The sequence below is a fragment of the Streptomyces sp. NPDC013157 genome (genome assembly GCF_042899865.1).
In the GTDB taxonomy this organism is placed as follows: Bacteria; Actinomycetota; Actinomycetes; order Streptomycetales; family Streptomycetaceae; genus Streptomyces.
In genome coordinates, this window is record NZ_JBIBAK010000011.1 from 200,529 (window position 1) to 214,762 (window position 14,234).

At 71.2% G+C, this 14,234-nt stretch carries 10 protein-coding genes, 2 pseudogenes and 1 riboswitch; of the genes and pseudogenes, 5 read left to right on the top strand and 7 right to left on the bottom strand.

Translation table 11 applies throughout. The features are described 5' to 3' along the window. Nucleotides 1-33: 33 nt before the first annotated feature. On the bottom strand, nucleotides 34-564 hold the full coding sequence (locus tag ACFY6U_RS30275) for a hypothetical protein (RefSeq protein WP_390043284.1): 531 nt from the start codon (nucleotides 562-564) through the stop codon (nucleotides 34-36). Between the two features lie 266 nt (nucleotides 565-830). On the opposite strand from ACFY6U_RS30275, the gene recQ reads away from it, so the two are divergent. Beyond that, nucleotides 831-2,846 carry a DNA helicase RecQ gene (recQ, locus tag ACFY6U_RS30280; RefSeq protein WP_390043465.1) on the top strand — a complete coding sequence of 672 codons (2,016 nt, stop codon included), beginning with the start codon at nucleotides 831-833 and terminating at the stop codon, nucleotides 2,844-2,846. Nucleotides 2,847-2,873: 27 nt separating this feature from the next. Here the strand turns inward: recQ and ACFY6U_RS30285 are convergent. The 5 genes and pseudogenes from ACFY6U_RS30285 to fahA form a co-directional block, all read right to left on the bottom strand. Beyond that, a pseudogene (locus tag ACFY6U_RS30285) lies at nucleotides 2,874-4,064 on the bottom strand (HEAT repeat domain-containing protein); the annotation flags it as partial. Next, a pseudogene (locus ACFY6U_RS30290) lies at nucleotides 4,048-4,605 on the bottom strand (GntR family transcriptional regulator); the annotation flags it as partial. The pseudogenes ACFY6U_RS30290 and ACFY6U_RS30285, both read right to left, overlap by 17 nt. Nucleotides 4,606-4,825: 220 nt before the next feature. After that, on the bottom strand, nucleotides 4,826-5,764 hold the full coding sequence (locus ACFY6U_RS30295) for a M56 family metallopeptidase (RefSeq protein WP_351487585.1): 939 nt from the start codon (nucleotides 5,762-5,764) through the stop codon (nucleotides 4,826-4,828). Between the two features lie 189 nt (nucleotides 5,765-5,953). After that, nucleotides 5,954-6,076 carry a hypothetical protein gene (locus tag ACFY6U_RS30300; protein WP_390043286.1) on the bottom strand — a complete coding sequence of 41 codons (123 nt, stop codon included), beginning with the start codon at nucleotides 6,074-6,076 and terminating at the stop codon, nucleotides 5,954-5,956. Nucleotides 6,077-6,122: 46 nt separating this feature from the next. Then, on the bottom strand, nucleotides 6,123-7,334 hold the full coding sequence (fahA, locus tag ACFY6U_RS30305; protein ID WP_390043467.1) for a fumarylacetoacetase: 1,212 nt from the start codon (nucleotides 7,332-7,334) through the stop codon (nucleotides 6,123-6,125). A 277-nt stretch (nucleotides 7,335-7,611) separates the two neighbouring features. Here fahA and ACFY6U_RS30310 point away from each other — a divergent pair, with 277 nt between their 5' ends. The 3 genes from ACFY6U_RS30310 to ACFY6U_RS30320 all read left to right on the top strand — a co-directional run bounded on the left by ACFY6U_RS30310 (nucleotide 7,612) and on the right by ACFY6U_RS30320 (nucleotide 11,212). Further along, on the top strand, nucleotides 7,612-8,856 hold the full coding sequence (locus ACFY6U_RS30310) for an ATP-grasp domain-containing protein (RefSeq protein WP_390043469.1): 1,245 nt from the start codon (nucleotides 7,612-7,614) through the stop codon (nucleotides 8,854-8,856). A gap of 28 nt (nucleotides 8,857-8,884) precedes the next feature. Then, nucleotides 8,885-10,120 carry an FAD-dependent oxidoreductase gene (locus ACFY6U_RS30315; RefSeq protein WP_390043288.1) on the top strand — a complete coding sequence of 412 codons (1,236 nt, stop codon included), beginning with the start codon at nucleotides 8,885-8,887 and terminating at the stop codon, nucleotides 10,118-10,120. Between the two features lie 285 nt (nucleotides 10,121-10,405). Next, entirely contained in the window at nucleotides 10,406-11,212 is an 807-nt protein-coding gene (locus ACFY6U_RS30320; RefSeq protein ID WP_390043290.1) for an HAD family hydrolase, read from the top strand. A gap of 13 nt (nucleotides 11,213-11,225) precedes the next feature. Here ACFY6U_RS30320 and ACFY6U_RS30325 read toward each other — a convergent pair whose 3' ends face one another. Next, nucleotides 11,226-11,711 carry a transglycosylase SLT domain-containing protein gene (locus ACFY6U_RS30325; RefSeq protein WP_390043292.1) on the bottom strand — a complete coding sequence of 162 codons (486 nt, stop codon included), beginning with the start codon at nucleotides 11,709-11,711 and terminating at the stop codon, nucleotides 11,226-11,228. Nucleotides 11,712-11,716: 5 nt separating this feature from the next. After that, nucleotides 11,717-11,913: riboswitch (cyclic di-AMP (ydaO/yuaA leader) on the bottom strand. 1,287 nt (nucleotides 11,914-13,200) lie between these two features. Here ACFY6U_RS30325 and ACFY6U_RS30330 point away from each other — a divergent pair. Further along, nucleotides 13,201-14,211: a polyprenyl synthetase family protein gene (locus tag ACFY6U_RS30330; protein ID WP_390043294.1), complete on the top strand. Its 1,011-nt coding sequence runs from the start codon at nucleotides 13,201-13,203 to the stop codon at nucleotides 14,209-14,211. Nucleotides 14,212-14,234 lie beyond the last annotated feature (23 nt).

Here is a 14,234-nt window from a genome sequence, read left to right on the forward strand (position 1 = left end):
CGGGACACCGCCGCCATGGCTATGGCTACGCGGCTACGGGCACGTCACCGTGGTATTCCACTGCGCGAACAGACCGCTCGGATTGTCCTTCCAGATCCACGCGCGCAGCGTGTACACCGGCCCCGTGACACCCGGCACGGTCGTCGGCCCCTGGAACGGCTGCCCGAACAGCGTCGGCGCCGCGGTCCCGGTCCCCACCCGCACGATCCACTCCACCCCTGCCAGGGCCCGGCCACCGTCGGCGTCGGTCTCGTAGAGGAGACCCGCGGGCTCGGCCGGGTCCAGACTGCCGACACCTGCGGTCCTCACGTAGTGGTAGCCCGCGCCACCCTTGTTGTTCCGGGTGTCCTTGTCGCAGGAGCCGGCCGGGGGGCGGGCGTACCCGTCCGTGACCGCGAACGGCTCGTACTGGTAGTCCGCCGTCGCCGTGTACGTCGGGGTCAGATCCGTCCACAGGAACGGGTCGGAATCGGGGACGGGAGCCGCGCCGGCGGGAACCGCGGCCAGAGCGAACGGCACGGCCAGCGCCAGAACGGCGCCGGCGATGCGGGACCTGAGAGACATCCTGAAGCTCCTTGGGGCGGAAGAGGCACGCGAGCGGCACCTCCGTACAACACGGGCCTCCCCGGTCCCGCCCGTGCAGCATCGCCCGCGCCTCTCCCCGGCCGCCACGCGAAGACCGCCAAAGGACTGAGGACACCGCCGGACGGGGGAACCCCGCACTCGCACCCCTCTCCCGGGCGGGCAGCCTGTGGATAACTCCGGCGCTGTCGGTCCGGACCCCTATCGTGGAGGCAGTGGTCGAAGGACGACGTACGGGGGACACGACGATGGGCGGGACGGGCGGGACCGACGAGATGCCAGGGACGACCGAGACGCCGGGGGCGCCACAGGCGCACGGCCCGGCGGACAGCGAGGCACTGGCCACGCTGCACCGGGTCTTCGGGTACGACGCCTTCCGGGGTGAGCAGGAAGCGATCATCGACCATGTGGTGGCGGGCGGCGACGCCGTCGTCCTCATGCCCACCGGCGGCGGAAAATCACTGTGCTACCAGATCCCCGCCCTGGTCAGACCCGGTGCGGGCATCGTGGTCTCACCGCTCATCGCCCTCATGCAGGACCAGGTGGACGCCCTGCGCGGCCTTGGCGTCAACGCCGGGTTCATCAACTCCACCCAGGACTTCGACGAGCGGCGCGTGGTCGAAGCCCAGTTCCTCGCGGGCGAGCTCGACCTGCTCTACCTCGCCCCCGAGCGGCTCCGCCTGGACTCCACGCTCGACCTGCTCACCCGCGGCAAGATCGCCGTCTTCGCCATCGACGAGGCGCACTGCGTCTCCCAGTGGGGCCACGACTTCCGCCCCGACTACCTCACCCTCTCCCTCCTCGGCGAGCGCTGGCCCGACGTCCCGCGCATCGCGCTCACGGCCACCGCCACCCACGCCACCCACCAGGAGATCACCCAGCGGCTGCACATGCCGACGGCCCGGCACTTCGTGGCCAGCTTCGACCGGCCCAACATCCAGTACCGGATCGTCCCCAAGGCCGACCCCAAGAAACAGCTCCTCGCCTTCCTCCGCCAGGAACACGAAGGCGACGCGGGCATCGTCTACTGCCTCTCCCGCAAGTCCGTCGAAGCCACCGCCGAATTCCTGACCCGCAACGGCATCGACGCCGTGCCCTACCACGCCGGCCTCGACGCGGGCACCCGCGCTGCCCACCAGTCCCGCTTCCTGCGCGAGGACGGCCTGGTCGTCGTCGCCACCATCGCCTTCGGCATGGGCATCGACAAACCCGACGTCCGCTTCGTCGCCCACCTCGACCTGCCCAAATCCGTCGAGGGCTACTACCAGGAGACCGGCCGCGCCGGCCGCGACAGCCTGCCCTCCACCGCCTGGATGGCCTACGGCCTCAACGACGTCATACAGCAGCGCAAACTCATCCAGTCCGGTGAGGGCGACGAGGCCTTCCGCCGCCGCGCCCAGGCCCACCTCGACTCCATGCTCGCCCTGTGCGAGACCGCCCAGTGCCGCCGCGGGCAACTCCTCAACTACTTCGGCCAGGACCCCGACCCCGCGGGCTGCGGCAACTGCGACACCTGCCTCACCCCGCCCGAGACCTGGGACGGCACCGTCGCCGCACAGAAGGTCCTCTCCACCGTCGTACGCCTCCAGCGCGAACGCGGGCAGAAGTTCGGTGCCGTCCAGATCGTCGACATCCTGCTCGGCAAGCGCACCGCCAAGGTCATCCAGTTCGACCACGACCAGCTGTCCGTCTTCGGCATCGGCACCGACCTCGACGAAGGCGAATGGCGGGGCGTCGTCCGGCAACTGCTCGCCCAGGGACTGCTCGCGGTCGAGGGCGAGTACGGCACCCTGGTGCTCACCGAGGCCAGCGGGACGGTCCTGCGGAGGGAACGCGAGGTCCCGCTGCGGAAGGAACCGAAGAAACCGGCGGTCTCGCGAGCGACCGGAGGCTCCGGATCCTCCGGCAAGAGCAAGGCGAAGGCAGTCGTGGCAGAGCTGCCCGAGGAACTGCTCCCCGCCTTCGAGGCCCTGCGCGCCTGGCGCGCCGAGCAGGCCCGCGAACAGGGCGTACCCGCCTACGTGATCTTCCACGACGCCACCCTGCGGGAGATCGTCAGCCGGTGGCCCGAGTCCGTCGCCGAACTCGCCACCATCGGCGGCGTCGGCGAGAAGAAGCTCATGACCTACGGAGAGGGCGTACTCGGGGCACTGGCCGCCCTGAAGACGCCGGCCACCACCCCGGCCCCCGCGACGACGGGGACCGGGGACGAGGACCACTGGCCCGAGATGGACGCGGAGCCGGAACCGGAGGACTGGATATAGCAGCCGCGGCGGCAGCGGGGGAACCGCCTACAGCCCCCTCGCCGCATACGCCCTGACATCCGCGTCCGGGTCGGCCGTCGCCGTGGCCAGAGCCGCGCGGGCCTCCTCGGCACCGGCGTGCCGGGTCAGGGCGAGCACGGCAGCCTTGCGGGCGTCGGCGTTCCGGTCGGCGAGGGACTTGGCGAGAGCCGGCACCGCCACGGCGCCGTCAGCGGCACCCAGCGCCCTGGCGGCACCGACCCGCACCTGCCACGCCGGCTCGCCCAGCGCGGCCACGGCGGCCTCGGCCAGGGGCGCCGGACAGCCGACGCCCGCCAGGGCCTCGTACGCCGCACCCCGGACCAGCACATCGGAGTCCCCGACGAGCACGGTCAGAGCATCCAGAACGCCGTCCCCTCCCGAGACGGCACCGGCGGCCCCCACCGTCCCGAGGGCCTTCGCCACCGTCACCCGCACCTCACGGGACGGGTCGGCGACGGCACCCGCCAGGGCGTCTGCGGCATCCACCGAGACCAGGGCCCGCACCGCCTCGATCCGCACCGCCGGATCGGGGTCGGCCAGGAAACCGGCGAACAGACCGGCGTCACCCAGGCGCAGCGCCCGCAGCACGTCCAGCGCGGCCGCCCGCACCAGGGGATCGGTCACACCGAGCGCGTCGACGAGGGCGTCGCCCAGCGCAGGACCGGACGGAAGCGTCTCGACCAGCTCACGCAGCGAGGCCGCGGCCACCGAACGGACCCCGGCATCGGGATCCGCCAGCGCACCGGCCAGCGCCAGCCCGACCCCCGCCGGAGCCGTCTCCGTCAGCACCGAAACGGCGGTACGGCGCACCGAGGCATCGAGGTCGGTCAAGTACGGCTCAAGAGCAGCGAGTTCGGGCTCCTCATCGGCGAGGGTGAGGAGCCCCAGCAGGCGGGGTGAGACCGGCGCGGCCCGCTCCGGCTCCACCGGCCGCACGGCGGCAGCCGCCACCGGCCCCGCGGCCACCGGCGGCACGTCCCGGACACCCGCCGTGGCCACGTCCAGCGGACGCACCTCGCCGATGTGCCGGGACGGACCGCCGACCGGGGTGAACTCCTCGACCGGCACCAGATACGGAGCCACGGGACGAGCCGTGAACTCCATCGCACCAGAGGGGGACTTGTGCAGATCGAGATGGTGGAACCAGGAGGCGTCGTCACGCTCGGGGTGATCGAGCCGAGACGTCGTTGTTCTCCAGGTCGGCCCCGAGGAGGGCGGTGCCGATGTCGAGGGGGATGTAGGTGAGGTCCAGCGAGAGGGGAAGTCCGTTCAGGCGGCGCAGGCGTTCGATGTAGAGGACGTCGGCGCCGGGCGGGACGCGGAGGCGTTCAGCGACGGGGGTGGGTGCCGCGGAGGGTCCCACGGTGCGGACCTCGTTGGTGACCTGGCCGTGTTCGCGGAGGGTTTCCGCGAGGCCCATCAGGCGGTCGAGTCCGTGTGGGTACTTGCGGGCGACGACCACGGTGCCCACGCCGGGCAGCCGGTCGACCAGCCCTTCCGCCCGCAGCAGGTCCAGGGCCTGGCGGACGGTGTTGCGGGTGGCGCGGTAGTCGTCGGCGACGGTGGACTCGTGCGGGAGGGTGCCGTCCGGGAAAGCGCCGGTGAGGATCTGGTGGCGCAGGAGGTCGGCGAGCTGCCGGGCCTGGTCCGCACGCAGCCGGCGACGTGTCCGGTGGGCGGCGACCGTGGTCGCGGCGCCGTGACCGGAGTGGTCTCGGATGCGGTCGGTGGGTGGCATGGCTGGAACCATACCGACGAGGTAGGGAAGGGGGTGTTGCGGAAATGTTGCGCCACTTGAGGCACTGTCTGACGCGCCGCTGAACTGGGCTTTCAGGGCTGGCGCGGGGAAGATCTGCCACCGGGGTGCCGGTCTGCGCACCCGCGCACCCAAGGAGTCGAAACCCTTCTGAGGGCGGCTCTCCGGCCCTACCGTCCGCAGACAGGCAGGCGGGCTCGCTCTAGCCGAGCGCCGTCAGTCCCGGTGCGAAGGCGATCAGGAGCGGCAGCAGGGGGACCAGGGCGGCCACCGTCGTCGTCAGGGCCCGCTGGCGGCGCAGCAGCCGTGGTGGCGGTTCCAGCAGGCGGTCGACCCGCTCGCCGAGCAGCCGGCGGCTCGACGCGCAGGACAGGACCCCGCGGTGCTGGTTCAGTTCGATCAGGGCCAGTGCGGTGGTGAGGTGGCCGCAGCGGCGGGACGCCGTGTCGTCCGCGGCGAGTTCGACGAGCCGGTGGGTCTGGTCGCAGAAGTGGGAGAAGAGCGGCACGCGCGGGAAGCCCGTGGCCAGGGCGCTGGACAGGTGGAGCAGCCAGTCGTGATGGGCGCGGGCGTGGCCCCGTTCGTGGGTGAGTACGGCGTCGAGCTGGTGGTCGGTGAGACGGTGCAGTGCCCCCGTCGTCACGACCAGCTGGGGTGGATGGCCCGGCATCCACCAGGCGTCCGGGTACTCGTCCTCCAGCACCAGCATCGGTCCGCGTGCCGCGGGCAGTCCCGCCGGCAGCTCGGGTGCCCGCTCGCGCAGGTGTGCGCGGGTCCGGTCGCGGCGGCGCCGGGCCTCGACCAGTTCGCGGGCGAGCATCGCCGTCGTCCAGGCGGCTCCGGACGCCAGCAGCACCGTGAGGGCGACCGCCCAGGCGGGCGCGACGGAGAGGTCGTACGCGGCGGTGACCGCCGGTGGCGCCGGCGCGAACACCCGGTCGCGCACGGTGTGGAAGACGGCTGCCGCGCCCAGGGTCAGTGCGGCCAGGCAGCACATCAGCACGGTGGCGACCAGGCACTGCCACACCCACAGCGCGACGACCGGTTCCCGCTCCGGCCACAGGGACCGCACCAGGGCACGCGGCGCAGGTACCGCGGCCGTCAGGGCGACGACGGTCAGCAGGAGCAGGCAGACGGTCATGCCGGGGCTCCGTTTCCTGATCGGAGATGTGTGCGGGTGGTGGGTGGTGCGGGGGCGATACGCCGTTGCGTGACATGGTGCGTGCGCCGGCGCGTCACGTGATGCGTGCGCCGACGCCTCGCATGGTGCGCGTGCGGGCGCATCGCATGGTGCGTGTCCCGTCAGTATGACGTTGCCGGGCGCTCCGGGTCAGGTGTCGACGACGATCCGGGCGCCCCGCTCCCCGGTCCGGCGGCTCGCGCGTGGTTCCTGCTCCCGTGCCGCCTCCGGCACCACCCCGTCCGCGGAGCCCGCCGGTCGCACCAGGGCCACGAAGTCCCCGCTCACCTCGGTCGGCCGGGCCGTCCCGGCGTCTCCCTCACCCCGCCACGACCCGCCCGCTGACCTCGCCGAGCCCCACCCGGCTGCCGCCCGGCCCCGGAGCCCATCCCGACATCGTCACCACGTCCCCGTCCTCCAGGTACGTCCGCTTCCCGTCCGGGAGTTCGAGCGGATCGCGTCCGTTCCAGGTCAGCTCCAGCAGTGACCCGCGCTGCCCGGGCTCCGTGCCGCTGACCGTGCCGGAGCCGTACAGGTCGCCGGTGCGCAGGGAGGCGCCGTTGACCGTCAGATGGGCGAGTTGCTGGGCGGCGGTCCAGTACATGGTGGAGAACGGTGGCTCGGACACCGTCTGTCCGTTGATCGCGATCGACATCCGCAGGTCGTAACCGGCGGGCTCCTCTGTGGCGTCGTCGAGGTACGGCAGCAGCGGATGCGTCCGCCTCGGCGGGGCGATCCGTGCCTCCTCCAGCGCGTCCAGCGGGGTGATCCACGCCGAGACCGAGGTGGCGAACGACTTGCCGAGGAAGGGGCCGAGGGGGACGTACTCCCAGGCCTGGATGTCCCGCGCCGACCAGTCGTTCAGCAGGCAGAGGCCGAACACGTGCTCCCTGAAGTCGCCCAGCGCCACCGGGCTGCCCTGTTGTGACGGGGTGCCGACGACGAAGCCGACCTCGGCCTCGATGTCCAGCCGTACCGACGGGCCGAACACCGGTGCCGGGTCCGAGGGCGCCTTCCGCTGCCCTGAGGGCCGCACGACGTCCGTCCCCGACACCACGACCGTGCCCGCGCGGCCGTGGTAACCGATGGGCAGGTGCTTCCAGTTGGGGGTGAGCGGCTCGACGGCGTCGGGGCGGAAGATGCGGCCGGCGTTCCGCGCATGGTTCTCGGAGGCGTAGAAGTCGACGTAGTCGGCGACCTCGAAGGGGAGGTGCAGGGTCACCTCGGGCAGCGGGTGGAGGAGCGGGGCGAGCGTCTCCCGGTGCGCGGGCACGGTCACCCAGGCGGTCAGGGCGCGCCGTACGTCCGACCAGGCGGTGCGGCCGGCGGCCAGCAGCGGGTTGAGAGTCGGTCGGGCCAGCAGCGAGGCGTAGGGGGAGCCGAGGGCGAGGGCAGCGGCGCCGGCGTCGAGGACGTGGTCGCCGAGGCGGACGCCCACCCTCCGTTCCGTGCTCTCGGAGGTCGAGAACACGCCATACGGAAGGTTGTGCGGGCCGAAGGGATCACCCTCGGGGACCTCGAAGGGGGTCAAGGGGGGCATGGGGTGGCTGCCTCGCTCTCATCCGTGCCGCGCGGGGGACGGCCATGTGGCGACGTCGCTATGGCGTTGCGCGGCATTCCATGTGGTCGCGCCACACGTTACGGGTGAGTTGCCTGTCGTGACAGTGTCTAAAGAGTTCGCAATGTCCTAATAGGCCTTGCTGGAGTAGGCAATTCCGGCTTAGCGTCCTTTGGGGGACACGGACGGGGTGGGTCCGGTCCGTAGAGGGGGACACGTGGGGGGACCCGTGGCCAGGAATGCCGTCAGCGTGCCGTTCGAGGCGGACCGCGACGTGCCGGGCCTGATCGTCAAGTTCGGCGACTATCCGCTGCATCACGGCGGGGTCGGCGCGATTCGCAGTCTGGGCCGCCTGGGCGTTCCCATGTACGCGATAACAGAGGACGCGTACACGCCGGCGGCTTCGTCCCGTTATCTCAAACGGGCGTTCGTGTGGCCGACAACAGGCGCCGAGGAACCGGACCACCTCGTCGAGGGACTGCTGCGCATCGGCCGCCGCATCGGCCGTCCGGCCGTGCTGATCCCCACCGACGAGGAGGCCGCCGTCCTGATCGCCGAGCACCAGGACGCGCTCGCCGACCGCTTCCTCTTCCCGCGCGTCGACCCGGGACTGCCCCGCCGGCTGGCGAGCAAACAGGGCCTGCACGAACTGTGCGTGGAACACGGCATCCCGAGCCCGGCGGCCGCCTTCCCCGACTCGTACGACGAGATCGTCGACTTCGCGGAGAAGGCCCGCTTCCCCATCGTCGCCAAGAACCGTGAGGCGTTCGTCCGGCGCAAGCAGCCCGCCGTCAACGGGACGACGCGGATCGCCACCCGGGAGGGGCTGCTCACCCTCGCCCGTGACTGGGGCACCCATCCGGGTGTCATCCTCCAGGAGTACCTCCCGAGGGAGGAGGCCGAGGACTGGATCGTGCACGCCTACTTCGACGCCGACTCCACTCCGCGCGCCCTGTTCACAGGAGTCAAGGTCCGCTCCTGGCCGCCGCACGCCGGCATGACCGCGAACGCGTACGTCGTCGACAACCCGGAACTCGCCGACCTCGCCGCGCGTTTCATCAAGCAGATCGGCTTCACCGGCATCATCGATCTCGACCTGCGCTACGACCGGCGCGACGGCCAGTACAAGCTGCTCGACTTCAATCCGCGCATGGGCGCCCAGTTCCGGCTCTTCGAGAGCGAGTCGGGGGTGGACGTCGTCCGCGCCATGCACCTGGACCTGACCGGGCGCCGCGTCCCGGAGGGGGAACAGCGGGCCGGCCACCGGTACGTCGTGGAGAACATCGACCTGCCCGCCCTCCTCGCCTACCGTCGCAGCGGCTACACGACGCCGCACGCACCGAAGCGGCCGAGCGGGACCGAGTTGGCCTGGCTGGCGGGTGACGACCCGATGCCGTTCGTCACGATGCTCGCCCGCTTCGTGCGTCCGGGCGCGAAGCACCTCTACCAGCTGTGGCGCACCAACCGCCGCGGCTCCAGCAACGCCACGAAGTAGGCACCACGTTCCTGGGGGGAGGGACTTCGTGATCGAACCGGTAGCAGTCATCGGTGCGTGGCCCTTCGGCCTGTCCACCGCCGCTCATCTGCGGGCGCGCGGCATCCCGGTCCGGGTCTTCGGCGACCCCATGGTCAGCTGGCGCGACCACATGCCGGCCGGGATGATCCTGAAGTCCTCCCCGGCCGCCTCCAACCTGGACTGCCCGCAGCACGGGCACACCCTCGCCGACTACTGCGACGCCGCGGGCGTCCGCCGACTGGTGACCGACGAGGACGTCATCCCGGTGGAGACCTTCATCGGCTACGGCGAGTGGTTCCAGCAGAAACTGGTGCCCCGACTGGAGCGGGTCCGGGTGGTCTCCGTGGACCGGCACAAGGTGGACCGGCACAAGGCGGACCGGCACAACGCGCAAGGCTCGGCGGGTTTCGAACTGAAGCTGGACTCCGGGGAGTCGTTCACGGCCCGTGCGGTCGTCGTCGCCACCGGCCTGTCCGGGCTCGCCCGCCTCCCCGCCGAGCTCGCCGAGGCGGGCGCCGACGGACCCGCGGGACCGGTCTCGCACAGCTCCCAGCACCACGACCTGACCCGTTTCTCCGGCAAGGACCTGATCGTCGTCGGTGCCGGGCAGTCCGCGCTGGAGACGGCGGCCCTCGCCGCCGAGGCAGGCGCCCAGGTGCGGGTGGTCTCGCGAGGGCGAGGCAAGGTCGCCTTCGGCGCCCCGCCCTGGGACCAGCCGAAGCTGCGCCCCGAGTCGCCGTTCGGCCGTGCCTGGTCCCTCTGGGCCCTGAGCTACTACCCGCACCCCTACCGCTACCTCCCGGCGCAGGCCCGCCACTACCTGGTCCGCCGGGTGCTCGGCCCGCTCGGCGCCTGGTGGCTGCGCGACCGCTTCGAGGGCAAGGTCGAGGTCCGCGAGGTCGCCGCCGTGACCGGCGCCGAGACCTCCGCAGGCGCCCCGGTCCTCACCGTCCGCACCCACGACGGCGGCACCGACCGCCTCACCGCCGACCACGTCATAGCCGCCACCGGCTATCGCGTGGACACCGCCGCGATGGCCTTCCTCGGCCCCGGGCTGCGCACTCGTGTCGCCGTCACGCGCGGCGCCCCGAGACTCGGCGCCGGATACGTCTCCTCCGTACCCGGCCTCTACTTCACGGGCCTCCCGGCGGCCGCGTCGTACGGTCCTGTGATGCGGTTCGTGTGCGGTACGGAGTTCGCCTCTCCGCGCCTGGCCAGGCACCTGGCTGCGGCCCACGTCTGACACCCCGGGGCCGAACCGTCACCCGGCGCCCGCGAGGTACAGCCCCAACAGCCCCTGCACGCTGTCCAGTTGCACGGCATCGCCGTCTCCGTCGAACCAGAGTCCGAGCCATGGGACCTCTTCGACGTACAGCGCACCGCCGGCCGGGCCCCGGGGCAGCTGCCGGGCATCTCGGAAAACATCACGCCCGCTACTGACAGCGGCCCCATCACGGATACGGCGGGCGCCACTTGAGGCCGAAACGCACGGTGAGTCCCCGGGCCGTGCTGTCCGTATTCTCTGATCATGGTCGCACCCTCCCCGTACTCACTGATCGCCACCGACCTGGACGGCACGCTGCTGCGCGGCGACGACACCCTCTCGGAACGGTCGCTCGCCGCCCTCGGGCGGGCCGGCCGGGCCGGAGCTCAGCACCTCGTGGTGACCGGTCGCCCGGCCCCGAGAGCGCGCCCGCTCCTCGACGACCTCGGCTGCACGGGACTCGCGGTCTGCGGCCAGGGCGCGCAGGTGTACGACGCCGGCGCGAACCGGCTGCTGTGGTCGGTCTCCCTTGACCGGGAGCTGGCGGAGACCGCACTCGGCAAGATCGAGGCCGAGGTCGGCCAGGTGTACGCGGCGGTCGACCAGGACGGCGTGGACGGGCTCACGCTCATCGAGCCGGGCTATCTGATGCCCCATCCCACGCTGCCCGCGCTGCGCGTCGCCCGGCGCGACGACCTGTGGTGCGCGCCCATCAGCAAGGTGCTGTTGCGCCACCACACCCTGACCGACGACGAACTGGCGACGACCGCCCGCTCGGTGGTCGGGTCGCTGGCGACGGTCACGATGTCGGGGCCGGGGACCGTCGAACTCCAGCCGTGCGGGGTGACCAAGGCGACCGGGCTCGCGCTGGCCGCCGACCGTCTGGCGCTGAGCCCCGGGCAGGCCATCGCCTTCGGCGACATGCCCAATGACATCCCGATGTTCGAGTGGGCGGCCTACGGGGTGGCGATGGCCAACGCCCACCCCGAACTCAGGGCGGTGGCCGACGAGATCACCACGTCGAACGAGGACGACGGCATCGCCGTCGTCCTCGAAAGACTCTTCGGGTGACGCGGAACGTCGATCAGTACGCGCCGTGGACGTTGTCGATCGAGCCGTACCGCGCGGCGGCGTAGTTGCAGGCGGCGGTGATGTTCGCGACCGGGTCGTAGATGTCGAACGACGTGCCGTCCACGTGGTACGCCTTGAACGTCGGGTCGATCACCTGGAGCAGGCCCTTGGACGGGATGCCCTTGGCCGCGTTGGAGTCCCAGAGGTTGATGGCCCGCGGGTTGCCGGAGGACTCCCGCATCAGGTTGCGGTATATGCCGTTGTAGGTGCCCGGGATGTGCTTCTCCGCCATGATCGCGAGCGACTCGCGGATCCAGCCGTCGAGGTTGTTCGGGTACCCGGCGAGGGTCGTCGAGGCCGTCGTGGTGGAGCCGGCGGCGGACGCGGTCGTGGCCCCGATGAGCGGGAGGGCGAGGACGGCGGCGCCGGTGCCGACGACGGCGAGCGTGCGGACGATGCGGTTACGGCGGGGACGGCGGTGCTGAACGGCAGCAGGCATGGCGAAGTTCCTCTCCGTCGCCTGCGAGGTGAGCTGTCGGGTTCGGGCTCGGGGAGTGCCCGGCCACATCGCCCGAAGGCGATGAGGCTTCACCCCTAGCCGTTCCGGAACGACGTCTGTTCTCTGACGTCGGCCGTCCGGTCCGGCGACTTACCTGGGTCTCCCGCTCCTGCCGTGCGAATGAACTCGTCGATGGGTCACTACGGGCGGCGGCAGGATTCGGCGTCCGCCCGGCGAGCCGGAACGTATGCGAGAGCACATGTCCGAAACAAGAGGCTGATTCACACAACGTGCTGATTGACCTTGATCTGTGCCGTATGGGGCACTTGATCCTTTGCTGCAGCCAACCCTCAACTGGCCCACGGGAAAAGGAAAGGAAGGGTCGCCCCGCAGGTCGTACAAGCCTTGCGGCATTCGGGCCCGCGTGACCTACTTCACGAATTCGCAATAACGGCAAAGCGGACATGATGGATTCATGGAATCCGCCTTTTTCATGGTTCAACAGAAAACTTCACCACTTGCATTCCCGTGGAATGCCCCCCGCGGGGGCGCTTCCGACGGCCCCGATGTGAGCATTTTCGGCGAGTAGTCCGAATTGTCGGATTAGATATATTTCCGGCATGCTCTCCGTCAACCCCTCCGTCAACTTCGGAAGCCACGGCTGTGTGCGCGTGTCGTCGGGCATGCCCAACGGGGAGGTTGAGGCGGATGCTTGACGGGGCCCGGCATCGAGCGTCGTTGCATGCGCGCGTGATTCTCGTCACGTTGAGACAGGGGAGGCGCGGAACCGGTAATCCCCGGTGCGCGTGTCCAACGCGAGGGCGGAACCTCCCCTGTGGTGTGCGTCGTTGTCATGGCGGCGGCCCCGGGCGAGGCTCGAACGTGTCGACGCTCCGTGAGCCGACGGGGTGAGGTGCGGGCGCCACGCGCGCGCAGGGATGCCGTTCTGCCGGCCGAGGGAATGACGGTCAAGGAAATGCGGAGCGAGAGGACGTGGGTCAACGGAACGCGGAGCTCGACGTGCGGGGTCTCGCGGAGGAGAGCAGACGGGCGTGGACGGGGGCGAGGTGTCGCCGTCCGTGCATGGTGTGCCCCTGCGGGCATGGGTGGGCGGTGGAAGGGGTACGCCCGGGCAGGTGACGTCGGCCGGGGAGGTGTGGCGGTTTCCGGGCGGCGGTCATCCGGAGGGTTCGCCGCCGGACGGGCCCTCGGGTGCCTCGCCGGATCCGGACCCGGCGCGGAGCCCGGTGCGGGACACGGCCTGGGCCTCGGTTCGGGACAACTGCCCGCACTTCCTGTTAAGTCAGCGGATGTCGGGTCGTATCGGCTGATCAAAAACATAACGGTCGTGATCCGATAGCGCCCGGGGTGTAACCGTGGGCGCTATCGGTGATCGAAACCTGACCGGATACGCTGACTTGAGTGATGGCAGCGACCTATCGACAAACCGTGTAATCGCCAGTAGACACCAGCAGACAGGAGACCCCTCGTGACCGTCGTCGGGCCGTTCGGGCTGAGCGTGCGGGACCAGGCTCTGGAAGCCGCTGTCCAGGCCGGATTGACGGCTGTCGAGGAAGGCTTGCTAGACGCCACCAAGAGCGAGGTCCCGTTCATCACGGAGGCCGCGCAGCACCTCGTGCGGGCCGGGGGGAAGCGGTTCCGCCCGCTGCTGGTCATGCTCGCCGCGCAGTTCGGCGACCCGTACGCCCCCGGTGTCGTGCCGTCGGCCGTCGTCGTCGAGCTCACCCACCTGGCCACGCTGTACCACGACGACGTCATGGACGAGGCCGCCGTGCGCCGCGGTGTCGACAGCGCCAACACCCGCTGGGGCAATTCGCTGGCCGTCCTCACCGGCGACTTCCTCTTCGCCCGCGCCTCCCAGATCCTCGCCGACCTCGGTCCCGAGGCGGTCCGGGTCCAGGCCCTCGCGTTCGAGCGCCTGGTGACCGGTCAGATCCTGGAGACGGCAGGCCCGTCGGACGGCCGTGACCCGGTCGAGCACTACCTCGACGTGCTCAGCGGCAAGACCGGCTCGCTGGTCGCGGTCTCCTGCCGCTTCGGCGCGATGCTGTCCGGCGCCGACGAGACGGTCGTCGACGTTCTCACCCAGTACGGTGAGCGGCTCGGCGTCGCCTTCCAGCTCGCCGACGACGTGCTGGACATCGCCTCCGACTCCCACGAGTCGGGGAAGACCCCGGGGACGGACCTCCGCGAAGGCGTGCCCACGCTTCCGGTGCTGCGGCTGCGGGAGCGGGCGGCCCGACTGGGGCTGGCCGAGGACATCGCCCTGTGCGAGCTGCTGGACTCCGACCTCACGGACGACGCGCGGCACGCGGAGGCCCTGGCGGCGCTGCGGGCGCACCCGGCGCTGGAGCAGGCCCGCCGGGACGCGGTTCGGTACGCGGAGGAGGCGCGGGCCGCGCTGGGTCCGCTGCCGGAATGCGACCCGAAGGTGGCACTGGTGGAGCTGTGCGACGCGGTGGTGCACCGAGCCGGCTAGCCCTCCGGCCGGCGTTGCGGGCT

Bases quoted from the DNA above. Each gene is read 5' to 3' on its own strand.
- ACFY6U_RS30275 (WP_390043284.1), bottom strand. From the start codon at position 564: ATGTCTCTCAGGTCCCGCATCGCCGGCGCCGTTCTGGCGCTGGCCGTG.
- recQ (WP_390043465.1), top strand. From the start codon at position 831: ATGGGCGGGACGGGCGGGACCGACGAGATGCCAGGGACGACCGAGACG.
- ACFY6U_RS30320 (WP_390043290.1), top strand. From the start codon at position 10,406: ATGGTCGCACCCTCCCCGTACTCACTGATCGCCACCGACCTGGACGGC.
- ACFY6U_RS30325 (WP_390043292.1), bottom strand. From the start codon at position 11,711: ATGCCTGCTGCCGTTCAGCACCGCCGTCCCCGCCGTAACCGCATCGTC.
- ACFY6U_RS30295 (WP_351487585.1), bottom strand. From the start codon at position 5,764: ATGACCGTCTGCCTGCTCCTGCTGACCGTCGTCGCCCTGACGGCCGCG.